The sequence below is a fragment of the Halomonas cibimaris genome (assembly GCF_055379665.1).
This window is the reverse complement of sequence record NZ_AP043828.1, coordinates 1,485,774-1,510,894: the sequence shown is the minus strand read 5'-3', so window position 1 is coordinate 1,510,894 and position 25,121 is coordinate 1,485,774. Positions and strand designations below refer to the sequence as shown.

19 protein-coding genes, 2 tRNA genes and 1 pseudogene are annotated in these 25,121 nt (G+C 64.6%); 5 read left to right on the top strand and 17 right to left on the bottom strand.

Annotated elements, in window-relative coordinates; all coding sequences use genetic code 11:
- Positions 1–4 precede the first annotated feature (4 nt).
- The 6 genes from nuoK to ACZ415_RS06980 form a co-directional block, all read right to left on the bottom strand.
- Entirely contained in the window at positions 5–310 is a 306-nt protein-coding gene (nuoK, locus tag ACZ415_RS07005; RefSeq protein ID WP_344704441.1) for an NADH-quinone oxidoreductase subunit NuoK, read from the bottom strand.
- 12 nt (positions 311–322) lie between these two features.
- The gene (locus ACZ415_RS07000) at positions 323–946 is read right to left on the bottom strand and encodes an NADH-quinone oxidoreductase subunit J family protein (protein WP_344704439.1); all 624 of its coding nucleotides are present in this window, start codon (positions 944–946) and stop codon (positions 323–325) included.
- A complete protein-coding gene (locus tag ACZ415_RS06995) occupies positions 943–1,881 on the bottom strand; it encodes a complex I subunit 1 family protein (protein WP_344704437.1) in 939 nt (312 codons plus the stop codon). The genes ACZ415_RS07000 and ACZ415_RS06995 overlap by 4 nt, the downstream gene beginning before the upstream one ends.
- Positions 1,866–3,131, bottom strand: a complete 1,266-nt coding sequence (locus ACZ415_RS06990) for an NADH-quinone oxidoreductase subunit D-related protein (RefSeq protein WP_344704434.1) — start codon at positions 3,129–3,131, stop codon at positions 1,866–1,868. Before ACZ415_RS06990 ends, ACZ415_RS06995 begins: the two co-directional genes overlap by 16 nt.
- Positions 3,122–3,469: an NADH-quinone oxidoreductase subunit A gene (locus ACZ415_RS06985; RefSeq protein WP_344704432.1), complete on the bottom strand. Its 348-nt coding sequence runs from the start codon at positions 3,467–3,469 to the stop codon at positions 3,122–3,124. Before ACZ415_RS06985 ends, ACZ415_RS06990 begins: the two co-directional genes overlap by 10 nt.
- A gap of 105 nt (positions 3,470–3,574) precedes the next feature.
- Entirely contained in the window at positions 3,575–4,006 is a 432-nt protein-coding gene (locus tag ACZ415_RS06980) for a YqaA family protein (protein ID WP_344704430.1), read from the bottom strand.
- A 175-nt stretch (positions 4,007–4,181) separates the two neighbouring features.
- On the opposite strand from ACZ415_RS06980, the gene ACZ415_RS06975 reads away from it, so the two are divergent.
- The 4 genes from ACZ415_RS06975 (at position 4,182) to ACZ415_RS06960 (ending at position 8,528) form a co-directional block, all read left to right on the top strand.
- Positions 4,182–4,847 carry a response regulator transcription factor gene (locus ACZ415_RS06975; protein WP_344704428.1) on the top strand — a complete coding sequence of 222 codons (666 nt, stop codon included), beginning with the start codon at positions 4,182–4,184 and terminating at the stop codon, positions 4,845–4,847.
- Positions 4,828–6,162 (top strand): sensor histidine kinase, encoded by a 1,335-nt coding sequence (locus ACZ415_RS06970; RefSeq protein ID WP_344704426.1) that lies wholly within the window; start codon positions 4,828–4,830, stop codon positions 6,160–6,162. The genes ACZ415_RS06975 and ACZ415_RS06970 overlap by 20 nt, the downstream gene beginning before the upstream one ends.
- A gap of 143 nt (positions 6,163–6,305) precedes the next feature.
- A complete protein-coding gene (locus ACZ415_RS06965; RefSeq protein WP_344704424.1) occupies positions 6,306–6,773 on the top strand; it encodes a cupredoxin domain-containing protein in 468 nt (155 codons plus the stop codon).
- Between the two features lie 294 nt (positions 6,774–7,067).
- A complete protein-coding gene (locus ACZ415_RS06960) occupies positions 7,068–8,528 on the top strand; it encodes a M48 family metalloprotease (protein ID WP_344704422.1) in 1,461 nt (486 codons plus the stop codon).
- A 92-nt stretch (positions 8,529–8,620) separates the two neighbouring features.
- Here ACZ415_RS06960 and nadA read toward each other — a convergent pair whose 3' ends face one another.
- The 10 genes and pseudogenes from nadA to ACZ415_RS06910 form a co-directional block, all read right to left on the bottom strand.
- A complete protein-coding gene (nadA, locus tag ACZ415_RS06955; protein ID WP_344704455.1) occupies positions 8,621–9,640 on the bottom strand; it encodes a quinolinate synthase NadA in 1,020 nt (339 codons plus the stop codon).
- A gap of 189 nt (positions 9,641–9,829) precedes the next feature.
- Positions 9,830–13,018, bottom strand: coding sequence for an Eco57I restriction-modification methylase domain-containing protein (locus ACZ415_RS06950; RefSeq protein ID WP_344704420.1), 3,189 nt, complete (start codon positions 13,016–13,018; stop codon positions 9,830–9,832).
- 162 nt (positions 13,019–13,180) lie between these two features.
- Positions 13,181–13,256: transfer RNA gene (locus ACZ415_RS06945), tRNA-Lys, on the bottom strand.
- Between the two features lie 14 nt (positions 13,257–13,270).
- Positions 13,271–13,346: transfer RNA gene (locus tag ACZ415_RS06940), tRNA-Lys, on the bottom strand.
- Positions 13,347–13,418: 72 nt separating this feature from the next.
- Positions 13,419–14,309, bottom strand: a complete 891-nt coding sequence (gene rluB, locus ACZ415_RS06935; protein WP_344704418.1) for a 23S rRNA pseudouridine(2605) synthase RluB — start codon at positions 14,307–14,309, stop codon at positions 13,419–13,421.
- Positions 14,296–15,066 carry an SMC-Scp complex subunit ScpB gene (gene scpB / locus ACZ415_RS06930; RefSeq protein ID WP_344704416.1) on the bottom strand — a complete coding sequence of 257 codons (771 nt, stop codon included), beginning with the start codon at positions 15,064–15,066 and terminating at the stop codon, positions 14,296–14,298. Before scpB ends, rluB begins: the two co-directional genes overlap by 14 nt.
- Positions 15,063–15,962: a segregation and condensation protein A gene (locus tag ACZ415_RS06925; protein ID WP_344704414.1), complete on the bottom strand. Its 900-nt coding sequence runs from the start codon at positions 15,960–15,962 to the stop codon at positions 15,063–15,065. The genes scpB and ACZ415_RS06925 overlap by 4 nt, the downstream gene beginning before the upstream one ends.
- A gap of 61 nt (positions 15,963–16,023) precedes the next feature.
- Positions 16,024–17,491 (bottom strand): annotated as a pseudogene (locus tag ACZ415_RS06920) (sensor domain-containing diguanylate cyclase).
- Positions 17,446–17,901: a hypothetical protein gene (locus ACZ415_RS06915; RefSeq protein ID WP_344704412.1), complete on the bottom strand. Its 456-nt coding sequence runs from the start codon at positions 17,899–17,901 to the stop codon at positions 17,446–17,448. Before ACZ415_RS06915 ends, ACZ415_RS06920 begins: the two are co-directional and overlap by 46 nt.
- 151 nt (positions 17,902–18,052) lie before the next feature.
- Entirely contained in the window at positions 18,053–19,849 is a 1,797-nt protein-coding gene (locus ACZ415_RS06910) for a DNA repair helicase RadD (RefSeq protein WP_344704410.1), read from the bottom strand.
- A 180-nt stretch (positions 19,850–20,029) separates the two neighbouring features.
- Here ACZ415_RS06910 and ACZ415_RS06905 point away from each other — a divergent pair, with 180 nt between their 5' ends.
- Complete coding sequence (locus ACZ415_RS06905; RefSeq protein ID WP_344704408.1) at positions 20,030–21,037, top strand: lipoate--protein ligase; 1,008 nt, start codon at positions 20,030–20,032, stop codon at positions 21,035–21,037.
- 75 nt (positions 21,038–21,112) lie between these two features.
- Here the strand turns inward: ACZ415_RS06905 and purL are convergent, their stop codons facing one another.
- Positions 21,113–25,069: a phosphoribosylformylglycinamidine synthase gene (gene purL, locus ACZ415_RS06900; RefSeq protein ID WP_344704406.1), complete on the bottom strand. Its 3,957-nt coding sequence runs from the start codon at positions 25,067–25,069 to the stop codon at positions 21,113–21,115.
- Positions 25,070–25,121: the final 52 nt, after the last annotated feature.

Sequence of the window (25,121 nt, the reverse complement as noted above, 5' to 3'; positions counted from 1 at the left end):
GTTGTCAGCCCTTCAGATCCGCGATGGACTCGGTGACATCCGCCTGCTTGCCGCGATACACCGCCACGACAAGGGCAAACCCCATGGCCATTTCAATGGCCATGACCGCCATGACCACAATGGTCAGAAGCTGCCCTTCGGGCGCGCCGGCACCGCTCATGGCCCAGAAGCCCACGGCCGCCAGCATCACGCCGTTAAGCATCAGCTCAAGCCCCATCATCAACATCACGAAGGACTGCTGGGAAAGCGTGCCGTAAATGCCGATGCCGATCAGCGCCGCTGCCAGCAGCAATACCGCGGTCAAGGTCATGGTCCGCTCCTGTTAGTGGCCGTGGTGATGGTGATGGTGCCCGCCGGCTTCTTCGCTTTTTTCGGGCATGCCTGCCGGGTCCCCGCCGGGTTCAAGTCCCGGCGGCATCGAGCCGTGCTGGGCCGAGCCAAAGCGCCCCCGGGGGCTTGAAAGCACCACCACGCCAATCATGGTGGCCAGCAGCACAACGCCTGCGGACTCGAATATCAGCATCGAGTCGCCCATCAGCTCATGGCCCAGGGAGGCCACAGGCTCAAGATCCGCCGGCAGCGCCTGCTGCGGGAAGCCGGCCAGCAGCGCCATGGCCGCGAGTATGGCAAAGCCGGCCACCCCCGCGCCGATGGAAAGTTTGTGCTGGTGCACCATCATCATGGGATTGAGGCCCGCCGGGTTCATCATGAACATCACCATGAACAGCGCCATGACCATCATCTCGACGCCCATCATGAAAAACATCGCCACGCCCAGGTACACCGCCGACAGCAGCAGCATGATCGCGCCCACGGCAATAAAGGACAGCAGCAGAAAAAACGAGGCCCGCACCATGGAGTCAGTGCGAAACACCCGCCACCCGGTATAAACGGCAAACACCGCGAGCAGCCAAAAGGCCACATCCACACCGATAGAAGTGTTCATAAAAGCGCCACCACTCCGGCCCAGACAAGATCGACAAACGAAAGCGGCAACAGCACCAGCCACATCAGGCTCAGACACCGCGACGGAGAAACCACCGCAAACCAGCGCCCCAGCCCGGCCAGCACGGCGAGCACCGCCAGCATCTTGAGCACCACCCACAGCGGCCCGGGCAGCCACGGCCCCAGCCAGCCGCCGAGAAACACCGTAGCCGCAATGCCGCTAAAGGCCACCAGCATGGCGCTGCGGGCAAGCGCCCACACCAGCCGCGGCGGGCCTGACACCGCAACGCCGGTACCGCCGGCCATATCCCGGGTGTCGGCCAGGTTGAACGGGCCGCGAAAGGTCAGCGCCAGCCCCACCAGCAAAAACAGCGGCAGGCCCAGCGGCTGGCGCACGATGTTCCACACGTCCTCCTGGGAGGTCACGATTTGAGTCAGCGCCAGCGACTCCGCCGGCAGCGCCGCTCCGATCAGCACAAACATGCTGATCAGAAGGTAGGAGAGCCCCAGCGCCACGTAGCGATAGGCCCCCATCAGGGCAAAATGGCTGTTGGCCGACCAGCCGTGGAGAAATATCACCACGGTGGCCAGCGCCTCCACGCTGCCCCACAGCACCAGGCTGGTGGCCAGATCCGTCGCCACCCAGTCACGCGACCAGGGCACCAGCGCCAGCCCCACCGCCGCCAGCGCGAGATACAGCGCCGGTGCCAGCCGCCAGCCCCAAAGGTCCGGCGCTTCGGTGGTGTTGGCCTGCTGGACCAGCAGCCACGCGCCCCGGCTCAAGGGGCTCAGCCACACGCTTTGCGCCTGTGGCGGCCCCAGCAGGCGCGCGGCCAGGCCGTCCAGCACCGCCCAGAGATACACGCCGCCGCCCAGCACGGCAAACACCAGCACCGGCGGCCAAAACAGCTGTTCGAGCATCACGGATGCGGCCATGGCGACACCTCCGCTACGTCCAGACTGGCCACGGTGGCCAGCGCCTCGCTCCACTCAAGCCCCGGCAGCTGGTTTTCCAGCAGCTCATGGGCGCTGCCCGTTCCCTGCGGCAGCTCGATCGAATCGGTCGCGGCCGTGACGGCGTCGCCTTGCTCGGCCCGGCCAATCAGCCGCAGGGACTGCTGGATTTCCGCCAGGCGCTGGCGCCAGCGCGCCGGCACGTCGCCGGCCTGCTGGGTAACGGGGGAAAACCCCAGCCGGCGGTAGCCGTCATCGGCGTGGCGGGCATCGTCTTCTACGCCGGCTGCGCGGGCGGCCACGCCGCCCAGGGCCCGGGCGTCTTCGCCCTCAAGCGTGGCACCCCGGGGCAGATACAGGGCAAAAAAACCGCGGCGAACCAGCGCCCGCTCAAACGCCGTGAAGGCTTTATCCAGCGCCTGGACGGGCCGGCTGTCGCACTGCTCGGCGAGGGCCAGCGCGCGCCGGGCAAGACCCGGCAGGTGCGCCAGCCCCAGAGCGTGAAAAAAAGCGTATAGATGATGTTGAACGCGCTTGCGCTCCAGCTCGGCGATGGCCACCGGCCGGCTTTGGGCCTCAACAAAAATTTGCGGCACGGCCTGGGGAAACGCCGGGGACACCACGGCAAACTGCTGCACGATATCGCCCTGCAGCGCCACCTCGGCTGCGAGCCCCGCCGGCCACAGCGGAAAAAACGGCCCCAGCCGAAACGTCAGCACGTCCAGCGCCAGGCCGTCGCGCAGATCCGGCGTGGGCGGCATGGCCATGGGCCGGCCGTAGGGCACGCCGCCCATCATGCCTTCACCGCCGTGGCCGTCGTCACCCAGCCCCTGCCAGGGGTTGGGCGGAGTATCCGGCAGCAGCCGGGGGGCGGTGTCCTGCTCCCGGGTGATCAGCCGGCGCCAGGTCTTTTTCACCGCGCCGGGCAACGCCGCCGGGTCATCGATGATGACGGCGCCGGGCTGATTCAGCTCCAGCAGCGGCTCGCTTTGGTACCAGAGCGTGGCACAAGGGGCCGGCAGCTGGTCGTGCACCCGGCGCAGGGCGTCTTGCAAATGGGGCGGCACGCCGCCGGCGACCAGCAGTATCGCGGCGTGGCGCGGGGTGTCCACCAGCGCAATGCCGGGGTCCCGGGCCAGCCGGTACAGGGCGTCTTCCCCGTGCATGCCCAAGGCCGGAAACACCGTGGCCGGGCCGCGCACGGCCAGGCGCGAAAGCCAGCTTACTGCCACTTGAACACTCCCTCTCGCCAGCCGTATACAATGCCGACGCCGAGGATGGACAAAAACATGCCCATTTCCATCACCGCTTTCATGCCTTGTTCCACATAGACCGCGGCCCACGGGTACATGAACATCATCTCCATTTCGAAGGCGATCAATAAAAGCGTCATGGGATAGTAGCGTATGTGGTAGCGGCTCCAGGCGTGGGTATCCGGCGTGCCCCCGCCCAGAAACGGCGCCCGCTGGGGGTAGGTCGGGCTCGCGCCGTGCCGGCCCGGCCACCGCTGCAGCAGCAAACCGCCGCCCAGCCCCAGCAGCAATATCAGTAGAAGCGTCAGCAGCTCCATGATAACCCTGCCTTACAGATGCGCATAATGGTGGTCTATGATGCTTTTACGTGCAGTTTGATACCTTTGCCCGGCACTCAGGTCAAGGTCGCGCACCGGCGCCGTTCACACCCAGAACGGCGCGGCCAGCACCGCGTAGCGCAGCGTCTTGGCCAGCGCCACAATGGGCAGAAAGCTCCACAGCGGCTCGCGCATGATGCCGGCGATCACGGTCAGCGGGTCCCCCACGACGGGCATCCAGCTCAGCAGCAGCGACCAGCGGCCGTAGCGGTGATAGGTGCGCCGGGCCCGGGCCAGCCCTTTCTCGCTGGCGGGAAACCAGCGCTTATGCTGCAAACGTTCCACGTAAAGCCCCAGCAGCCAGTTGAGCGTCGAGCCCAGGGTATTGCCCGCAGCGGCCACCGCCACCAGCGTCCAGACCATGTGCTGATCATGGAGCAAAAGCCCCACCAGCACGGCCTCGGACTGCATGGGCAACAGCGTCGCGGCCCCCAGCGCCGTCAAAAAAAGCCCCGTGTAGCCTGTCAGTCCGTCCATTTTTCCTCATCGGCCGGCAAGCCCGGTGTCACGTTCAAGTGCGCGTTGCCGCCACCCTTGCTTTTGCGGCAAACGAATACGGCGGTAGCATGTCGTCTGTCATCCTCAAACCGGATACCGGGGCCACGACAAAGCCGGCCTGTCCGGCTGCATCCACGCCCAGAGGTAGCCTGCCATGAAGCTATTGTTTCTCGAAGACGACGATCTGCTGGCGGAAAGTTTGATCGAAAGCCTCAAAGACCACGGGTATCGAGTGGATCTGGCCCCCTCTCTGGCGGTGGCCGGCTCGCTTATGAAAACCGAAGACTACGCGCTGGTCATTCTCGATCTCGGCCTGCCCGACGGCTCGGGTTTGCGCCTACTGTCGCAGTGGCGACAGGCAGGCTGCCTTACGCCGGTGCTCATCCTCACCGCCCGGGATACCTGGGAAGACAAGGTCAACGGCCTGGAAACCGGCGCCGACGACTACCTGACCAAGCCCTTCCACGAAGCCGAACTGATCGCGCGCATCAAGGCGCTGTTGCGCCGGCGCACCGGCCATGTCGCCGCACGGCTCACGCTCAACGGTATCTCGCTGGATGAAGCCAGCCAGTGTCTGAGCGTTGCCGGCGGGGACTGGCGCTCCCTGACCGGCACCGAGTTTCGCCTGCTGCGCTACATGATGCACCACGCCGACCGAGTGCTGTCCAAAGAGCGCCTGCTCAACCAGCTTTACGCACTCGACCAGGACGCGGCCGCCCCCAATCTGGTGGAGGTCTATATTGCGCGCCTGCGCCGCCATATCGGTAAACACATGATCCAGACCCGCCGTGGCCAGGGGTATGTCTTTGTTTCCCGTTAACCGGCGCAGCCTGCGCGTTCGCCTGCTGGCCTGGCTTTCGGGTATCGCCCTTGTGGTGACGGGCACCACCTGGCTTTTGCACGGCATTCTGCTCGAAGACCTGGCGCGCGACTTTCTCGGAGAGCGCCTGGAGCGAGAGGCCCGCTATGCCGTAGAGCAGCTGCAGCAGGGTGGCGTCTCTACCCCGGCGGTTTTGGAAACCGCCAGCCGGGGCTCGCAGATTTTCCACCACCTGTACGTGCTGCGCTTTGCGGGCAACGTATCGGCCTCCGACAAGCGCTGGCAAAGTGCGCTGGCCCCGCTGCTGAATCAGCGCAATGAAGCCCATGTGGAAGTCAGCCAGAACGGGCAGCACCTGCTGGTCTACCGGCAGCCTTTCGTGCTGGAAGGAAAGTCCGGCGTGCTGCTGGTGGGCGAAGACTTTTCCCGGGTGGAACAGGGCCTCTCGCAGCTGCACTGGTGGGTCGCCGGCATCTCGGCTGTGCTGCTGGTGCTGCTGATTACGCTGAACCTGTTTGCCGTCAACCGCGCGCTGATACCGCTGTCCCGCCTGCGCCGACAGCTCGAACAGCTTCAGCTGGGCAGGCGTGACCGCCTGTCCTCGGACGTGCCTGCAGAGCTGGACGGCCTGACTTCCCAGCTCAACCGCTTTATGGATGAAATCGACAGCCGCCTGCAGCGCTCCCGGGATTCCGTGGCCAACCTGTCCCACGCGCTCAAGACACCGCTGGCCGCCGTCACGCAAGTGCTGCGAGGGTCGCGCCCCATCGATGAAGCGCGGCGGCAAAAACTCGTTGAGCGCCTTGAGGAAATCCATGCGCTGCTGGACTCAGAGCTGCGCCGCTCGCGCATTGCCGGTCCTCACGCCGGGCGCATGTCACTGCCGCACCGGGACGCCTCGCGCCTGATAGACATGTTTCGCAGCCTCTACCCGGACAAGACGTTTCGTCTGGACACACAGGCCGACAAGGAGGCGCGCGTGCCGGTGGAATCCCAGGATTTCTCCGAAATGCTGGGCATTTTGCTCGATAACGCAGGGAAATGGGCACATCGAGACGTGACTTGCCGCCTGACCGTCACCGATGCGCTGCGTATCCGCGTGGCCGACGACGGCCCCGGCATCAGCGAACAATACCTGCCCCACCTGGGGCAGCGCGGCATGCGCCTCGATGAACAGCACCCCGGGTACGGGCTGGGCCTGTCGATTCTGGACCAGCTGGTGACCCGCTATGCAGGAAAGACACAGTTCAACGCCGGCGCTGCGGGCGGGCTTGACGTGCAGGTGACGATCCCCGTTGCCGACGGCGTTGATTGACGGCTTGTCAGCCGTGGTTCAGCTTTTTGCGTCATGGTGAACACCCTAAACGTCAGCGGGGGTATGAAAATGTCGCCTATTCAGCCTGATTTCAGACAAGCGGTGTATCAATGGCCCCTGACACCTTTCAAGGAGGCAGCACAATGACCAAAACGCTCATGATTGTAGCCCTGAGCCTGGCAGCCGCGCCCGTTTGGGCGACAGGAGAGCACAGCGGTTCTCACGCCGATCCGGCAAACGCCGAGCTCGACCGCACCATTGAATTCAACGCCGGGGACATGTGGTTTGACCCGCAAGCGCTACGCATAGCGCCGGGCAACACCGTCAAGTTCGTCGTCACCAACACAGGCCGCGTGAAACACGAATTCGTTATTGGAAACACCCAGGCGCAAAAAGAGCATCGCCTCATGATGCAAAAAAACCAAGGCCGCGGCCACGGCAGCGACGGGCACAGCCACGGCGGCGGCATGCCTTCGGTGACCGTGGCGCCGGGCGAAACCGCCACGCTTTTGTGGACCGCGCCTGAAGACGTGGACGCGCTGGAATATGCCTGCAACATACCCGGCCACTACGAAGCCGGCATGCACGGCACGATCAAACTTCAAGGCTAGTCCGGTTTCAAAGCCAGCCCGCTTTCAAGAATACCCTGCTTTCAAGAATAGCCCGCCCGGGGTGCGCCGTGCCCCGGGCGGGCCTGTTGATGCCGGCGGCCCTCATCTCGCAGTGCTCGCCCCCGGCCGGGCGATAGCCGCAAAGGCTACCGGCGGTTTCATGGGGGCAGGCACTTTCTCCCCGGCACTTTTCGCACGTACGCTACGATACCGTTAGCATGGAGGGCACTTTGCCTGCGGCACGCGCCCTTTAAGCGCTTGTGTCACGGCCTTTTTAACCACCGCGAGGACGCCATGTATCGCCTGCGCTACGTTTTTGGCCGGCTTTGCGCCACGCTGCTGGCCGCTACCCTGCCCTTGAGCATGCCGGTCAGTGCGGCGACGACCGACTACCGCCTGCCCTCGCTGGGCGGGGTCTCCCATGCCGCCAGCAACAAAGAAGCGCGCCTGGGCCGCGCCTGGCTGCGCCAGTTCCGCGCCCACGCGCCGCAGTGGCAAGACCCCGTGGCGCACGACTACCTTGACCGGCTGATCGCGCGGCTAGCACCCTACAGCCACCTTAACGGCGAGCTGCCCGTAAGCGTGATGGTGGATAACGGCTCGCTCAACGCCTTTGCCGTGCCTGGCGGTGTGATCGGCATCAACGCCGGGCTTTACGCCTTCGCCCCGGACGAAGGTGCGTTTGCCTCGGTGCTGGCCCACGAGCTTGGCCATCTGGCCCAGCGCCATTTTGCCCGGGGCCAAAAGCGCGCCGGGCAAACCCAGCTGCCCGCCATGGCCGCCATGCTCACCGGCATGGTGCTGGCCGCAAGCGGCGCGGGCAGCGCCGGGCTTGCCACCGCCATGGGCTCGCAGGCCGCGATGCTGCAAGATCAGCTGCGCTACTCCCGGCGCTTTGAACGCGAAGCCGACCGCATGGGCATGCAAACCCTGGCCGATGCCGGCTACCCGCCCGCCGACATGGTGCGCATGTTCCGCGCCATGCAGCGCATGGCGCGGCTGCAGGGCGACACCCCGCCGGAGTTTCTGCTCAGCCACCCGGTCAGCGAAAGCCGGCTCAGCGACGCCCAGTCCCGGGCGGCCCAGCTCACCGTCGCCGATGCCTATCAGGACGACACCCTGTATGACATGGTGCGCGCCCGGGCGCTGCTGCACCTGCACAGCAACGCCCCGCAGCAGGCGCTGACCACTCTGCGCCAGGACAGCGCCGCCAAGGGCGCCATCCGCTATCTCGAAGCGCTCATCGACGCCGAGCAAGGCCAAGCGTCGCGTGCGCTTGCCGCTATGGATCAACTGGCCGAACAGCACCCGGACCTGGCCTTGCTGCCGGCCTCGGCCGCCCGCATCGCCCTGAACGCACGCCGGGTCGACGACGCCATCCGCCGCGCCCAGCGGCTGCTGCGGCTGATTCCCGACTACCTGCCCGCCCGGCTGACGCTGGCCGAAGCCCAGCTCCAGCGCGCCCCCGAAGCCGCCTACCGGCAGCTGCGCGACATAACCGACGCCCACCCGGAAAACCCCCAGGGCTTTACCCTGCTGGCCGAAGCCGCCGGGCGCAGCGGTCACGTCGCCGAAGGCCGCCTGGCCAAGGCAGAATACCTGCAGCTGACCGGGCGCATTGACAAGGGCATCCGCCAGCTGGATCTGGCTCTGGACGCCGCCAAACGCAACAACCGCCCGGGGCTTGAGGCGCGCATCGCCTCCCGCCGGGAAGCGTTTATCGACTACCGCGAAGCACTGGAGGAATTTTCGTAACCGCCGCCGGCCCGGCTACAGCCCTTGTGCTGCAGGCCGGCGGGCCCGGCAAGAGCGGACTGCCGCGCGCAACGCTACGCCGAGGCGCTGCATTACGCGTTAAAGTTGAGCATGCGCTCCAGCGGCGCCAGCGCTTTTTCGCGCAGCGCATCGCCGACGTGAATTTCGCCGCGGCCCTCGCGCAGCGCGCCGGCCAGGTTATCCAGCGCGTTCATCGCCATCCACGGGCAGTGAGCACAGCTTTTGCAGGTGGCCCCGTTGCCCGCCGTGGGCGCTTCAAACAGGGTTTTCTCCGGCACGGCCTGCTGCATTTTGAAGAAAATCCCCCGGTCGGTAGCCACCACCAGGGTGTCGTGGGGCAGCGCTCTGGCCGCCTTGATCAGCTGCGAGGTTGAGCCGGCCACGTCGGCAAGGGCCACCACCGAGGCCGGAGATTCCGGGTGCACCAGCACGGCGGCCTCGGGGTACAGGCGCTTCATGTCTTCCACACCCCGGGCCTTGAACTCTTCATGGACGATGCAGGCGCCGTCCCACATCAGCATATCCGCGCCGGTTTTCTGCTGAATATAGCCGCCCAGATGCTTGTCCGGCGCCCAGAGGATTTTTTCCCCCCGGGCCTGCAGGTGCTCGATCACGTCCACCGCGATGGAGGACGTTACCACCCAGTCGGCGCGCGCTTTTACCGCCGCTGAGGTGTTGGCGTAGACCACCACGGTGCGCTCCGGGTGGGCGTCGCAAAAGGCGCTGAATTCGTCCGGCGCACAGCCCACGTCCAGCGAGCAGGTGGCCTCAAGGGTGGGCATCAGCACGCGTTTTTCCGGCGAGAGAATCTTGGCGGTTTCCCCCATGAAGCGCACCCCGGCCACCACCAGGGTCTCGGCTTCGTGGCGGGCGCCGAAGCGGGCCATTTCCAGCGAGTCGGCCACGCAGCCGCCGGTCTGCTCGGCCAGCTGCTGGATGGCGTCGTCGGTGTAGTAGTGGGCCACCAGCACGGCGTTTTGCGCTTTGAGCAGACGCTTGATCTCGGCTATGCGGGCCTCGTCCTCGGCGGAGCGACGGGTGGGGCCGTAAGCGGCGGGGGCAAGCGCAGGCGCGCTCGCCGGAGAAGGCATGATTGTCATTGTGTCTACCACTGCGATAAACAGGGAATCCCCCTGTTGAACATCGATCGCGGCGCGCTCGGTACGCGCCGCGCCCCGGGCCGGCCGCGGCGTCTTTCGCGGGGGCCGGCCCTGTGCACCGCCGGCTATTTTGCCGGGAGAAAACGCGCCGTGGCAAGCATGCCCCGTCCGGGCGGCGGCCTACAGGCAGGTCTGCTCTTCCGGCGTTATGCCAAACAGCGCGTTAACCGCCCGGTTAAGCTTGGCCTCGGCGGCGGCCAGCACTTCGTCCAGCCGGGCGACTTCGGCCTGGCGGGCCATAAAGTAGTCTTCCCAGTCGTCGCGCTCGGCCAGCGGGATCAGCACGTCCCGGGCCTTGAGCTTAAAGCTTTTTTTCACCTCGGCCTGCAAGGTCTTGAAGTCCTGCTGCCACCACTGGCGGCTTTTGGTGTTGAGCTTGGGGTTGTGGCCTGCAGGGCAAAGATCATCGCACAGGCGCTGAGCGAAGCGCTCTGCCACCCGCTGGCGCTGCTCGGCGGTGTGCTGGCAGTGCTCGGCGAGCTTGGCGATGGCGGCCTGCTCTGCGTCGGACGCCGGCGGAATCGGCAGCGTTTCCACATATTGCGCTTTGTAGCGATAGTAACCACCACGCGCTCGCGTGCTAGTTGCGCGGAAAATAAAATCGACTGCCTTTGAATTTAAAAGCCCCATGAGAAACGTGTCAGCATATGGAATAAAAAAGGCTGTATCGGCAAGGAAATGACCACTTTTATCAAGCGACATTTTGCTCATTTCAGATATATCTGGATACACAATTTTTGTTTTATAAAAATTTTCGTGATAGGCCACCACGCTACTAATTTCATACCATTGGTGCCCGCTTGAAGAGCGCCCTTCCAGCTCATTCTTAAAACCCATTAAATAGTTTTTAATAGCTGGATACGCATCAATATCCATTCCGCGCCGGGCAAATATCAGCCATCGCTGCCGGTTCTGGGCATGCCACTTTTTCAGGTCCTTGCCTTCCAGGAAGGGCTTGAGCACCTCGGCTGAGGCGGGGTCTTCGGCCACCAGCGCATCCCGGGTTGCCTGGTCGATTACAAAGGCTTTGTTACAGCCGGTTTTAATCCCGTATAGCGGCGAGCCGTACACGTCTTTCAGGCTGGGGTACGGCGTGCCGTCGTCGGCGTGGGTGAGCTTGTGGCGCAGCGCGGCCAGGGTTTCGTCTTCCAGCTGCCAGCCGGCTTCATTCAGCCGGCTTTGCGGCATGGTGCCGTAGGCCTGGTTAAAGCGCTGGCCCAGGTTTTCCGGCAGATCATCGGTCAGATTGAGTATTTCCAGCCGGTGGTCCGACGCCGGCGCGGCGTTTTCCATCACCAGAATGGCCGGGTAGGTGGTCACGCCTTCAAACAGCTGCAGATCGCCGAAATCCACCACGCTTTGCAGGCAGGTGCGCTCGGCCAGGTAGCGCCGCAGGGGCGTGCCGGCGTTGGTTTTAAAAAACGTCGAGGAGCTGATGTAGCCCAGCAGGCCACCGGGTTTGAGCAAGTTAAGCCCCAGCTCGAAAAAGTAGGCGTACAGGTCGGCTACGCCGTGATAGACCTGATAGCCGGCCTCAAGCCAGGGTTTTAGCGCGGCAAAGCGCTCCTGGCGCACGTACGGCGGGTTGCCCAGCACCACGTCAAAGCCGCCGTCGGCAAAGATGTCGGGGAAGGCCGCATGCCAGCAAAATTCGCTGCCCGCGGCAGGCCGGGTCAGCCCCAGGCTGTTGCCGTCGCGCAAACAGGCGTCAAGGCTGGTCAGCGGCTTGCCGCGCTCGGCGGTTTTCAGCCAAAGCGAGAGTTTGGTGATTTCGATGGATTCGGCGTTGATATCCACGCCGTACAGGTTGTGGTTGAGGATTTCCTTGTTGAGATCGAGCACGCCGGGCTGGCCGGTAAGCTCGGCGAGCTTGTCGTTGATGCGCTGGTACTCGGCGTGAAGAAAGTCAAAGGCGGCAAGCAAAAACGCCCCCGAGCCGCAGGCGGGGTCAACCACGCGGATATGCTGCAGCGCGTCCTGCCAGGCGTACCAGAACTTCAGCTCGGTCTGCTTGCCGCGCTTCCACTGGATGCTGCCGTCGTTTTTCAGCTGGCCGTAGCTTTCCAGCAGGCGCGAAAACCGGCGCTGCAGATAGCGGCCCAGGGTTTGCTCCACCATAAAGGCGGTAATGTTATCCGGGGTGTAGACCACGCCGTGCAAGGCACGCTGCCCGCGTACCGAGCGGGCGTTGTCTTGCGGGGTGATGACGTCGCCGCGCGCCAGCTGCTCGGCCAGCGTTTCCAGATCGGTAATCGACTGCTCGAAAATACGCCCGAGCACGGTAACCGAGACCTCTGAGGCAAAGTCATACTCGGCCAGATCCTTGAACGCCTCGCACAGCTCGTCGCTGACGCAAAGGCTGTCAAGCTCGGCGTCTTCGGCAAACAGACCGCCGTTATAGGCGGGAATGTTCAGCGCCTTGCTGCCTTTATCAACGGCGCGGAAAAGCCCTTTGAAGTTGTCGTACACCGGGCGCGGGTTGTAGGGGTCGGCGTGCTGGTAGGCCTGGGCAATCGCGCTATCCGGGATCAGCCCGGTATCTTCGGCGAAGGCCAGAAACAAAATGCGGTCCAGCAGCTTTTGCGCAACGGGCACCAGCCTGGCCGCTTCCCACTCGGGGTTGGCGGCCATCAGATGCACAATCAGCGTTTCGCGCAGGCGCTTGTAGTCCTGATAAAGCCGCGCGGTGATGTCCTTGTCGGCCTGCTGGGTCTGGCGCAGCAGCGCAAGCGGGCGGTCGTTGAGCAGATTATCGGCGCTTAAGCACAGCTGAAAACGCGCGTACTCCCAGGGGTCATCCAGCGCGGCCAGGTCAAAGGTCTCGTACACCAGCGAGGTTTCGCCGACGTGGTACAGGCGGATTTCGCAGTAGTTGGTGACCAGCACCCACTCCACGCCCTTGACATCGCGGGCATATTCCCAGGCTTGCTGCACCGGGCTTTTGTGCCGGCCGGGCATGATGGCATCGAGATCGCGGGTTTTCGCGCCTTTGACTTCCAACACGGCCTTGACCCGGTCGCGCTCACGTTCACCGTAAAACTGCCCCAGGGCGATATCCACCGCGCCGCGGGCAATGCCGTACTCCCGCGCAACGGTATAGCACTCCCCCTGGCCGAAGCTTTCATAGCCCAGCAGCGTGCCCAAAATCCGCTGGGTAAACGGCGCGTGCAGCGCCACCTCGTTCTGGCGCTGTATATCACCGCTGACAATGCTGTTTTTCCAGGCGGTAATCGTCGCCAGGTGATCTTGCGGTATTGCGGTGGGCGGCTGTACGTGCTTTTTGAGCACCGCGTCGGCTATCAGTGACATAGCGCCGGGTTCCTTTAGCGAAAGCGAATCTGGCCGGCATCATAGCACGCTCGGTCATACAGCACGCTCGGTGAAGGCGCACGCCTGTCGGAAGTCGCCGCGCGGCATATCCAGCCACAAAACAAAACGCCCCCGGCAGAAAACTGCCGGGGGCGCTGAATCTGGTGGGTCGTGTAGGATTCGAACCTACGACCAATTGGTTAAAAGCCAACTGCTCTACCAACTGAGCTAACGACCCGTTAGCAGGTTCGATGGTGGGTCGTGTAGGATTCGAACCTACGACCAATTGGTTAAAAGCCAACTGCTCTACCAACTGAGCTAACGACCCCCTCGAACGGATGCATATACTACGGATAAGGCCTTCCGCTCGCAAGCGTTTTTTTGCTTTTTTCGAAAGGGCTTAGCGCCGCGGGCGTTTGGGCTTGGGGTTGCGCATGGCCTGCACCGGGCGGCGCTTGTTTTTGTCGCGGCTCCAGCGGTTTTTCTCATCCGGGGTCAGCTCAGGGACCTTGCGCGCGGGCAGATCGGCCAGGGCGGCCAGGTCGTCCACTTCGTCCTGGCTAAGCTCTACCCATTCTCCGGCTTTGGCCCGCTTGTCAAGGAAGATATTGCCGTAGCGCACGCGCTTCAAGCGGCTGACGGTAAGCGCCTGGGATTCCCAGAGCCTGCGCACCTCGCGGTTGCGGCCCTCAAGAATCACTACGTGAAACCAGGTGTTGATGCCTTCGCCGCCGAATTCCTGCACGTCGGTAAAGCGCGCCGGGCCGTCTTCGAGCATCACGCCTTCCACCATGGCGACGACGTTTTCCTGCTTGACCTCGCCCATCACGCGCACGGCGTATTCGCGCTCGATCTGGGTGGAGGGGTGCATCAAGCGGTTGGCCAGCTCGCCGTCGGTGGTGAACAGCAAAAGCCCGCTGGTGTTGATGTCCAGCCGGCCAATGGCGATCCAGCGCTCGCCTTTCAGCCGCGGCAGGCGCTCGAACACCGTGCGCCGCCCTTCGGGGTCCTTGCGGGTGCAAAGCTCGCCTTCGGGCTTGTTGTACATGATCACCCGGCGCGGGGTTTCCTGCTCGGCTTTCAGCGTTACCGGGCGTTCGTCAAAGGCGACGCTGTCCCGGGGCTCGACGCGATCGCCCAGGGTGGCAAGCGCGCCGTTGACCTTGACGCGCCCGTCGGCAATGGCGGTTTCCATTTCACGGCGCGAGCCCAGGCCCGCGCGGGCCAGCACTTTCTGCAGCTTTTCGCCGCTGGGGGCCGGCTTGTTTTCGGGGGTTTTATTCTGACGCATGGTCGTCTGACCTCTTGGAATGCTCGTCCGGGCGCTCGTCGTCCTGTGCCGGGCGCCCGGCACGGGCCGCCAGCCGTGCTTCCAGATCGGCAAAGCTCAGCGGCCGGGTTAACGCCGTCGCGGCGTGGTGGTCGGCATCGCGCTTTTCCGGCGCTGCCGTCTTGAAGGGCGCATCGTGGCGCGTTTTTTCATCCTCGGCAAGGGCTTTTTGCCCCGCGTCGTCCTCGCCTGCCAGCACGTGGGCAGGCGGCAGCGCGTCCAGGGTTTTCAGGCCGAAATCGTCGAGAAAACCGCGGGTGGTGGCGTACACCGCCGGGCGGCCGGGCACATCGCGATGCCCGACGATGCGAACCCAGCCGCGCTCGGAAAGCGTGCGCATAATCGAGCTTGAGACGCTCACCCCGCGCACCTCCTCGATGTCGCCCCGGGTGACCGGCTGGCGGTAGGCAATCAGCGCAAGGGTTTCCAAAAGCGCCCGGGAATAGCGCGCCGGGCGTTCGTCCCACAGCCTTGAAACCCAGGGGGAAAACCGCGGGCGAATGCGCAGCTGGTGGCCGGAAGCGCTTTCCACAAGCTCCAGCACGCCGCTTTGGTAGCGGTTGTGCAGCCGGCCAAGCGCCAGGCGCAGCTCGCCCCGGGCCGGGCGCTCGGCCTCGGCGAACAGCGCTTCCAGCCGTTCAACGCCCAGCGGCTCGCCGGCGGCCAGCAGCGCGGCTTCGATGATCTCGTCAAGGGTGGTGCCCGGGGCGTCGCTCATGGGGAGTCCTCGTCGGCAAAGGCGGATTCGCCGCCGTCCGCATCGTGCTCGACGGCCTCGGGCGCAGCGGCCCGGGCGCGAACGTGAAGGGGGGCCAGCGGCGCGTTTTGTACGATATCAATCACGGCTTCCTTGGCCAGCTCCAGCAGCGCCATGAACGTCACCACCACCCCGGCGCGGCCTTCTTCCAGGGTAAAAAGCGCCTCGAACGGCGTGTAGCGCTCGGCGTGCAGCACCTCCATGATGCGCAGCATGCGCTCTCGGGTGGAGAGCACTTCGCGGCTGATTTCATGTCGCTGGCTGAGCTCGGCGCGCTTGAGAAGGCCGCTCATCGCATCGAGCAGCTCGTCAAGCCCGACTTCCGGGGGCACCACCCGGGCGTCAAGCGCGGCGACCTCGGCCCGGGCGCTGAACCAGTCGCGCCCGGTGCGCGGCAGGGTATCCAGGGTTTCGGCGGTCTCTTTCAGGCGTTCGTATTCCTGCAGCCGGCGGATCAGCTCGGCCCGGGGGTCGTCTTCTTCGTCCTCGTCTTCCCGGGGCGGGCGCGGCAACAGCGTGCGCGATTTGATTTCGGCCAGCATGGCCGCCATGAGCAGATATTCCCCGGCCAGGTCGATCTGCATGGCCTTCATCAGCTCCACGTACTCGATGTACTGGTGGGTGATCGCGGCGACATCAACGCGCAAGATGTCCAGGTTCTGGCGGCGGATCAGGTACAGCAAAAGATCCAGCGGGCCTTCGAAGGCTTCCAGAAACACGCGCAGCGCTTCCGGCGGAATATACAAATCTTCCGGCAGCCGGGTAATCGGCTCGTCAAACAGCAGCGCCTGCGCCCGGGCGGCCGGCTCGCCGGCGGGCGCGGCGTTTTCGGGCGCCGGTAGGGGGGTATCACTCACGCAGGGTCTCGCTATCCAAAAGCCGTTTTTCGGCGCGCCAGTCTAGCAAGTCTACCGACGCTTAGTCTTTTACGCCGGCAACGCATACGCGGTTGCGGCCGGTTTCCTTGGCCCGGTAGAGCGCCTGGTCGGCCTGTTTGAGCAGCGCTGTCAGCTGGGCTTCGTCGGGCTTTTCAAGCACCGCCACGCCGATCGATACCGTATAGCGGATGGGGCCGACGTCGGCCACTACCACCGGCGTCTGCGCCAGCGCGCAGCGCCTCGGCCTTGGCGCGCCCTTCTGCGGCGTCCGCGCCGGGCAGAAGAATGGTGAATTCTTCGCCGCCAAAGCGCGCCATGATATCGCCGCCGCGCAGCTGCGAGCGGCAGACATCGGCCAGCGATTTGAGCACTTCATCCCCGATATCGTGGCCGTAGGTGTCGTTGACGACCTTGAAGCGGTCAATATCCAGCGCCAGCGCGGCAAGCGAGCCGCCTTCGCGCTGCAAACGCTTGATTTCACGGTAGGCCAGCTCGTCAAAGTGGCGGCGGTTGGCAAGCCCGGTGAGCGGGTCGCTGTAGGCCAGGCGTTCAAGGGACTGTTCCAGGGCGACCTGCTGGCTGATGTCCAGCACGCTGCAGCGCCCCACCATCAGCGTGTTGGCCTCGGAAATCAGCGACGACACGCTGCACAGCACCGTCAGCGGCTCGCCGTTTTTGCGGTATATCACCAGCCGGCACTGCATGTCTTCGCCGGCGCTCAGCGAGGCCAGCAGCTCGCTGAGCTGCCGGCGCGAGGCGTTGCTGACCAGCTGCGAGAAATACTGGCCGCTGAGCTTTTCATCACTTCGGTATCCCAAACAGGTCAGCAAGGTCTGGTTGACGCTGGTGATCAGCCCCGTGGCCGTCAACGTGATGTAGCCAATCGGGGCGTTGTCGTAAAGGTCCTTGAACTGGGCCAGCTGGCGACACTCTGCCTCGCGCGCGGCGCGGCGCTGCTCGCCGGCGGCGATCACGAAATACACAAGCGCGGCGGCCATGGCAAAAAGCCCGACAATCAGCGCCTGAAACCAGGGCCGCAGATACACCGCCCCTACGTGCCAATCAGGGCTGCGGGTCTGGATCAGCACAATCCACGCGTCGGACGGGCTGATCTTCAAGCGGGCATAGCTGAACAGATCCCCCTCAAGCGCCAGCATGCCGTCCGGCGCGGCCTGAATGCGCTTCCAAAGCGCCGGGCGCTGCGCTTTGAGCGTCTTTTGCGGCCGGCCAAGCAGCCAGCCCCAGGTATCTTCGGCAACGGGGCTTAGCATCCAATAGCCTTCAGCGTTCAGCAGCATGGGCTGATCAAGATCGGAAAAAAGCGTGCGCAGGCGGGCCAGCAGCTTATCGGCCGAGTAGTTCAACACCAGTATGCCGCGAGGCTGCCCCTGGCTGTCGGCCAGCCGGCGCACCAGGCGCAGCGTGGGCCTGGGCGGGCACTCCGGCTCGCCACGCTCCATGTTCAAATCCATCGGCGAAAGATACGTCTCGCCCGGTTCAAGCGCCAAGCCTTTCTTGACGTAGTCCGTGTGCGAGCGGTCCTGCAGCGCGGTATTGTCCTCGGGGCTGCGTTGACCCGCATCTGCTCCATGCCTGCGCGGTCAATGTAGCGAATCTTGGCGTAGCGCGGATAGGCATTGCTGGCATCTATCAGGGCACGCTGCATGATGGTGCGCCGCACAACCGTTGGCGCGTCCAGATACCCGCTGACCGCACTTTGCAGCGACAGCCGGTAGGCATCCTGCTCCAAATCAAGCAGCTTTTCCTGAATCAGAATATCAGCGGTTTTGATCAGCTGCTGATGGCGCGCGCGCACCTCGTCGCGCAAGATCTGGTCGTACGGCATCTTGCCGATATACAGCACGCCTGCCAGCAGCACGAAGACGATGGCCGTCCATTTGATCAAACGTCCGTGCATGCGTTGGCCCATTATCGTGCCCCCTGCTCTTGCTCGCTTTTTGCGTCTATCGCGATACAACCCCCTGCCACAACACGCCGGTAAGCTCTCCGCGGTTATTAAAAAACCTGCAGCATTACACTAACTTGACTTTATTCGTCAAGGCGGGCGGCTACTGCGCCTCAGCCGCTTTGCGGTAGCGCCCGGCGTAGTCGAAAAGCTTCTCGCGTATCTTGAAATAGCGCCCGCTCAGGCGGCCGACGACGAAATCCGGGTGGCGCAGGCGGTTGCGCCCGGCCACCACCTCGTCAGGCGTGGCGGGCTGCCAGCCAACCCCCGGGGCGCGCAGGTGGCGGCGCAAAAACACCGCCTGAAACGCCCGGCGCTGGGCGGCGGTTTCCAGCGCAAACCATTCGTCAAGCGTCGCGCCGTCCTCGTCGTGGTAGGTTACCTTCAGCCGCGGCAGCCCACGCCCGTTGGCGGTGGCGGCAAGCTGCATGCCGGAGACTCTGAGCACCCGGGCGTCCTTCAGCTTCAGCGCGTCGCGCAGCTTGTCGTCGGCGTCCACCAAAAGCCGCTCGCAGCCGTGGCAGCGCCGGGCGGCAATGTCGTTTTCCGCGCCGCACTCGTCGCAGACCTTGAAGCGAAAGCGAAAGCTGCACTGGACGGCTCTGCCCTCGGCGTCTTCCACCAGCCCGTGGCAGCGCCGGCCGTAGTGCTCAAGCAGCAGCTCGCCGTCGTATTTGCCCCAGAACAGGTTGGCGTGCTCGCACTCGGGGCAGATGACCTGCACCGGCTCGCTGTCGCTTGCCGGGCGCGGCTCGCCCACTTCCGGGGCGTAGGTATCCCAGGGGTTGCCGGCGTAGTCGAGAATCAGGCAGTCGTCCTTGCCCGGCGAGAGCCTAAGCCCCCGGCCGATAATCTGATGGTAGAGGCTGGCCGATTCCGTAGGGCGCAAAATGGCGATCACGTCCACGTGGGGCGCGTCGAAGCCGGTGGTCAGCACCGCGACGTTGACCAGGTACTTGATCTCGCGGGCCTTGAAGGCGGCAATAATCGCCGCGCGCTCTTGCGCCGGCGTCGCGCCGGTAATCAGCGCGGCCTCGCCTTCCGGCAGATAGCGCAGCACTTCTTCGGCGTGTTCCACGGTGGCGGCAAAAATCATCACGCCTGCCCGGTTCTGCGCCCGGGCGATAACGTCGGCGACGATGCCCGGCGTGGCGCGATTGCCCGCCACCACGCGGTTCATCGCCGCCTCGCTGAACGCGCCGCTCTCGGTGGTCGCAAGCCCGGCGAAGTCGTAGTGCTCAACGGCCATGTCCCGCCGCTCGGGCCGGGCGAGATAGCCCTGTTTGACCATCAGTCTGAGCGGCTGCTCAAACACGCAGTCGCGAAAAAAGCAGTCCGCCTCGCCGCGCACCATGCCGTGGTGGTGGCGGTGATAGATAAAGCCCTGCCCCAGCCGGTACGGCGTGGCGGTCAGGCCGAGAATCTTCAACTTTGGGTTTTGCCCGCGCAGATGGTCGATCACCCGGCGGTAGCCGGCGTTTTCGTCGAGGGAGACCCGGTGGCACTCGTCGATCACCAGCAGGGTGAAATTGCCGTCGGCGAAGCGCTCGGGGCTTCGCACCACCGACTGCACCGAGCCGAACACCACCTGGCGGCCGGCCTCCTTGCGCTTTAAGCCCGCGCTGAAGATATCCGCTTGAAGGCCGTAGGCCTCGTACTTGGCGTGGTTTTGCTCGACCAGCTCGCGCACGTGCGCCAGCACCAGCACCCGGCCCCGGGCCAGGCGGGCAAGCTCGGCGATCACCAGCGATTTGCCGCTGCCGGTGGGCAGCACCACCACGGCGGGCTCGCTCGAGGCGCGAAAATGCGCCACCACGCGGGCCACGGCCTCGCTTTGATAGGGGCGCAGGCTGGGGGCTTTATCAGACTGAACGGTGCGGTGAACGGCAGAGGACGGCAAGGGCGACTCGCAAAACGTTGAGATAAAAAACGCGGGCTATTCAGCGGGCGATGGTGCCATATTCGGCGGGCAAAGAAACGCGGCGGGACCGCACCCGGGCGCTTGCGTGCGGAAAAGGTTCTGTCACCATGTTGCGATACGTTCTCATGTTTCTTGTCCAGCTTCCAAGGCAGAGCCGCCATGATCTATATCGACAACGAAGGCGTCACCGACCCCCACGTCAACCTCGCCATCGAGGAACACTGCATTCGCCACCTGCCCGAAGGCGAGGACTACCTGCTGTTTTACATCAACGCGCCGTCGATCATTATCGGGCGCAACCAGAACACCCTGGAAGAAATCCACCAGGCCTATATCGACGCGCAAGGCATTCACGTGGTGCGGCGCATCTCCGGCGGCGGCGCGGTCTATCACGACCACGGCAACCTGAACTTCAGCTTTATGACCGATTTTTCCAAGAACAAGCTGAACAACTTCAAGGAGTTTGCCACGCCCATCATCGAGGTGCTCAACGGCATGGGCGTAGCAGCCGAAATGAAGGGCCGCAACGACATTGTGGTGGGCGACAAGAAAATCTCCGGCAACGCCCAGTTTTCCTCGACCAAGCGCATGTTCAACCACGGCACTCTGCTTTTGGACTGCGATTTAAGCCAGGTCAGCCAGGCGCTGGACGTGAAGATGACCAAGATCCAGTCCAAGGGGCACAAGTCTTCCCGGGCGCGGGTGGCTAACATTGTCGAGTTTTTGGACGCGCCGCTGTCGACCGAGGCGTTCAAGGAAAAGCTGCTCGCCGGCCTTTTTCCCGCCGGCGTCGAGCGCCAGACCTACCGCCTGACCGCCGAGGACTGGGCAAGCATCAACGCGCTGGTCGAAGAAAAGTACCGCCGCTGGGACTGGAACTACGGCCGCTCCCCGGCGTTCGACATTCAGCGCACCCGCCACTTTGCCGCCGGCATCATCGATTTTCGCCTCAAGGTCAAGCGCGGCGGCACCGTTGAAAACGTCAAGATTTACGGTGATTTCTTCGGCCAGCGCCCGGTCAGCGACATTGAAAACGCGCTTATCGGCGTGCGCTACGACAAAGACGAAATCGAAGCCGCGCTCAAAGGCTTTGACCTCTACGCCTACTTTGGCGACGTCGACCGCGGCGAGTTTATCGACCTGATCTACGGGCCGGATGAGGTGTAGCCGGCCGGCTTGAACGCCCACAAAAAAAGCGCCCGCGTTTGCGGGCGCTTTTGCATGCTCAGATGACCGGGCGAATTATCCCAGCCACACCCGGGCGTTGCGGAACATGCGCAGCCAGGCGCCGTCTTCGCGCCATTCCCTGGGCCGCCAGGAGTTGGTCACCGCGCGGGTGACGCGCTCGGGATGGGGCATCATGACGGTGGCGCGGCCGTCCGGGGTGGTCAGCCCGGTCACGCCGGAGGCGGAGCCGTTGGGGTTGGCCGGGTAGCGCGTGGTGACCTGGCCGTAGTGGTCCACGTAGCGCAGCGCGATCTGGCCGCCGGTCTGCATCTGGCGCAGGTGGGCGGCACCTTCAAACTGCGCGCGGCCTTCACCGTGGGCCACGGCAATGGGCAGCATGGAGCCTTCCATGCCCTTGAGCAGAATCGAGGGGGTGTCTTCCACGCGCACCATGGCCACGCGCGCCTCGAACTGTTCGGATTCGTTGCGCACAAAGCCCGGCCAGCTGGCAGCACCCGGGATCAGCTCTTTCAGCTGGGAGAGCATCTGGCAGCCGTTGCACACGCCCAGCGTAAAGCTGTCGTCGCGCTGGAAAAAGTCGGCAAACTGCGAGCGTGCCCGGGGGTTGAACAAAATTGATTTGGCCCAGCCGCCGCCGGCGCCCAGCACGTCGCCGTAGGAAAAGCCGCCGCAGGCCGCCAGGCCCTTGAACGCGTCAAGGGTGACGCGGCCTTCGAGGATGTCGCTCATGTGCACGTCCACGGCGTCAAAGCCGGCCTTGTCAAAGGCCCAGGCCATTTCCGTCTGGCCGTTGACGCCCTGCTCGCGCAAAATCGCCACGGCGGGTTTGGCGGTGTGGACAAACGGCGCGCTAATGTCTTCGTCCACGTCAAACGTGGCTTCGGCAAAAAGCCCCGGGTCCCGGGCGTCGAGCAGGCTGTCGAACTCGTTTTTGGCGCACTCGGGGTTGTCGCGCAGCGCCTGCAGGCGATAGCTGGTCTCACTCCAGGTGCGCTGGGTCAGCTGGCGGGTGGTTTCCAAAAGCGGCTCTTCAAACAGCGTCACGCGGACCTGATCGTCGTAGCGCGGCCGCGCGATCACCCCGCAGGTCTCGATGCCAGCCATGGCAAACTGGGTCAGCACCTCGGCGGTGTGTTCGCGGCGAACCTGAATCACCGCCCCCAGCTCTTCGGCGAACAGCGCGCCGACCGCATCCACCGGATGGTCGATGAGCCAGTCGAGCTTGATTTCAAGCCCGGCATGCGCGGCGAAGGCCATTTCCAGCAGCGTGACGATCAGCCCGCCGTCGCTGCGGTCGTGGTAGGCCAGAAGCTTGCCGTCGCGGTTGAGCCCCTGGATGACGCTGAAAAACGCCTTGATGTCCTCGGCGTCGTCCACGTCCGGGCCGTTTTTGCCCAGCTGGCCGTAGACTTGGCCCAGCGCCGAGCCGCCTAGGCGGTTCTGGCCGTCGCCCAGATCAATCAAAATCAGATCCGACTCGTCCTGATCGAGGTTGATCTGCGGGGTAAGCGTCGCGGCGGCATCGGTGACCGGGGCAAAGCCGGTGATCGCAAGCGACAGCGGCGAGGTCACGCTCTTGTCGCGGGTGACGCCGTTGTCGTCGGTTGCCTGCCAGGCGGTGCGCATGGACATGGAGTCCTTGCCCACGGGAATGGCGATGCCCAGATCCGGGCACAGCTCCATGCCTACGGCATAGACGGCGTCATACAGCGCCTGATTTTCGCCGGGATGATCGGCCGCGCTCATCCAGTTGGCCGACAGTTTGATGTCGGAAAGCTTGGCAATGGGCGCTGAGGCCAGGTTGGTCACCGCTTCAGCCACCGCCATGCGCGCACTGGCCGCCGGGTTGATCAGCGCAAGCGGCGCGCGCTCGCCCATGGCCATGGCCTCACCGGCGCGGGTGTCAAAGCTTGCCGTGGTTACCGCGGCGTCGGCCACCGGCACCTGCCAGGGCCCCACCATCTGGTCGCGCGCCACGAGACCTGTGATGGAGCGGTCGCCGATGGTGATCAAAAAGCTCTTGGAGGCCACAACGGGCAGGCGCAGCACCCGGTCAAGCGCTTCGCGCAGGTCAAGGTTGTCAAGCATCAGCCTTGAGCGCTCAGGCCGGCGGCGCTCAAAGGCCCGCTGCATCTTCGGCGTCTTGCCGAACAGCACGCTCATGGGCAGATCCACCGGGCGGGTGTTGAAGTGGCCGTCGTGGATTTCCAAACGATGGGCTTCCAGCGCCTCGCCAACCACGGCATAGGGGCAGCGCTCCCGGCGACACAGCGCCTCGAAGGTGTCCAGATCTTCCGGGGCCACGGCGAGCACGTAGCGCTCCTGGGCCTCGTTGCACCAGATTTCCAGCGGGCTCATGCCGGGCTCGGCGCTGGGCACGTCGCGCAGCGCAAAGCACCCGCCGCGCTCGCCGTCTTTCACCAGCTCGGGCAGCGCGTTGGACAAGCCCCCCGCGCCTACGTCGTGAATAAAGCGCAGCGGATTGTGATCGCCCAGCGCCCAGCAGCGGTCGATCACCTCCTGGGCGCGGCGCTCCATTTCGGGGTTTTCGCGCTGCACCGAGGCAAAGTCCAGATCGGCGCTGGAAAGCCCGGACGCCATGCTCGACGCCGCGCCGCCGCCAAGGCCGATGAGCATGGCCGGCCCGCCCATGACGATGAGCTTGCCGCCCACGGGGATTTCGCCTTTCTGCACGTGCTGAGCGCGGATGTTGCCGTAGCCGCCGGCGAGCATGATGGGCTTGTGATAGCCGCGGCGCTCAACGCCGTCGTCGCTTAAGACGTCCTGCTCGTAGGTGCGGAAATAGCCGGCCAGATTGGGCCGGCCGAACTCGTTGTTGAACGCCGCCCCGCCCACCGGGCCGTCCAGCATGATGGAAAGCGCCGACTGAATGCGTTCGGGCTTGCCGTAGTCGAAGGTCTCCCAGGGCTGGACGAACTCCGGGATGCGCAGGTTGGACACGCTAAAGCCGGCAAGCCCCGCCTTGGGCTTGCCGCCGATGCCGGTGGCCCCCTCATCGCGAATTTCGCCGCCGGCGCCGGTGGCCGAGCCGGGGAACGGCGCAATGGCCGTGGGATGGTTGTGGGTTTCCACCTTCATCAGAATGTGGATGGGTTCGGGATGGGCGCTGTAGCGGGCGATTTCGCCGGCCTTGCCGGTCAGCGGCGCGGGGAAAAAGCGCCCGCCCTGGGAGCCCTTGATCACCGCGGCGTTGTCGCTGTAGGCGGAAAAGACGTTGTCCGGCGAGCTGGCAAAGGTGTTTTTGATCATCTTGAACAGCGACTGAGGCTGTTCGACGCCGTCCACGGTCCAGTCGGCGTTGAAGATCTTGTGCCGGCAGTGCTCGGAGTTGGCCTGGGCGAACATCATCAGCTCAACGTCGGTGGGGTTGCGCTCCAGTTCGGAAAAGGCCACGGCCAGGTAGTCGATTTCGTCCTCGGCCAGCGCCAGGCCCAGCTCGCGGTTGGCCGTCACCAGCGCTTCGCGCCCGCCGCCGAGCAGGTCAATGCTGGCAAGCGGTGCGGGCTCGCGGCGGGTAAACAGCTTGGCGGCATCCGAGGCGTCGGTCAGCACGGTTTCCACCATGCGGTCGTGGAGCAGCGCGGTCAGCGCGGCAAAGGCGTCTTCGTCCGGCGGCGTGGCGAAGCGGATCCGGTAGTCAATGCCGCGTTCAATGCGCGACACCCGCGCCAGCCCGCAGCTGTGGGCGATATCGGTGGCCTTGGACGACCACGGCGACTGGGTGCCCAGGCGCGGCACCACCAGAAAGCGCTGGGCGCCGTCTGCGGCGGTTTCGTCCCGGGGCCGGTCGCTGTGATCGTCTCGATCACCGTAGTCCAAAAGCGCTGCCAGGCGCTCACGCTCGGCGTCGCTGAGCACGTCGTCGTGGTCGACAAAGTGCACGTAGTCGGCGGTCAGCGTTTGCACCTCGCCCACGCGTTCGCGCAGGGTGTCAAGCAGGCGCGCGCGGCGGAAGGCGGAAAGGGCGGGAGCACCTCGCAGTTCGAGCATATCCGGAAAGCCTCTAGAGCAGGAAATTCGAGCGGGAAAACACCGAGCCGCA

Coding starts and splice junctions, on each gene's coding strand:
- nuoK (WP_344704441.1), bottom strand. CDS start 310: ATGACCTTGACCGCGGTATTGCTGCTGGCAGCGGCGCTGATCGGCATC.
- ACZ415_RS07000 (WP_344704439.1), bottom strand. CDS start 946: ATGAACACTTCTATCGGTGTGGATGTGGCCTTTTGGCTGCTCGCGGTG.
- ACZ415_RS06995 (WP_344704437.1), bottom strand. CDS start 1,881: ATGGCCGCATCCGTGATGCTCGAACAGCTGTTTTGGCCGCCGGTGCTG.
- ACZ415_RS06985 (WP_344704432.1), bottom strand. CDS start 3,469: ATGGAGCTGCTGACGCTTCTACTGATATTGCTGCTGGGGCTGGGCGGC.
- ACZ415_RS06980 (WP_344704430.1), bottom strand. CDS start 4,006: ATGGACGGACTGACAGGCTACACGGGGCTTTTTTTGACGGCGCTGGGG.
- ACZ415_RS06975 (WP_344704428.1), top strand. CDS start 4,182: ATGAAGCTATTGTTTCTCGAAGACGACGATCTGCTGGCGGAAAGTTTG.
- ACZ415_RS06970 (WP_344704426.1), top strand. CDS start 4,828: ATGTCTTTGTTTCCCGTTAACCGGCGCAGCCTGCGCGTTCGCCTGCTG.
- ACZ415_RS06965 (WP_344704424.1), top strand. CDS start 6,306: ATGACCAAAACGCTCATGATTGTAGCCCTGAGCCTGGCAGCCGCGCCC.
- ACZ415_RS06960 (WP_344704422.1), top strand. CDS start 7,068: ATGTATCGCCTGCGCTACGTTTTTGGCCGGCTTTGCGCCACGCTGCTG.
- nadA (WP_344704455.1), bottom strand. CDS start 9,640: ATGCCTTCTCCGGCGAGCGCGCCTGCGCTTGCCCCCGCCGCTTACGGC.
- ACZ415_RS06950 (WP_344704420.1), bottom strand. CDS start 13,018: ATGTCACTGATAGCCGACGCGGTGCTCAAAAAGCACGTACAGCCGCCC.
- rluB (WP_344704418.1), bottom strand. CDS start 14,309: ATGCGTCAGAATAAAACCCCCGAAAACAAGCCGGCCCCCAGCGGCGAA.
- scpB (WP_344704416.1), bottom strand. CDS start 15,066: ATGAGCGACGCCCCGGGCACCACCCTTGACGAGATCATCGAAGCCGCG.
- ACZ415_RS06915 (WP_344704412.1), bottom strand. CDS start 17,901: ATGCACGGACGTTTGATCAAATGGACGGCCATCGTCTTCGTGCTGCTG.
- ACZ415_RS06905 (WP_344704408.1), top strand. CDS start 20,030: ATGATCTATATCGACAACGAAGGCGTCACCGACCCCCACGTCAACCTC.
- purL (WP_344704406.1), bottom strand. CDS start 25,069: ATGCTCGAACTGCGAGGTGCTCCCGCCCTTTCCGCCTTCCGCCGCGCG.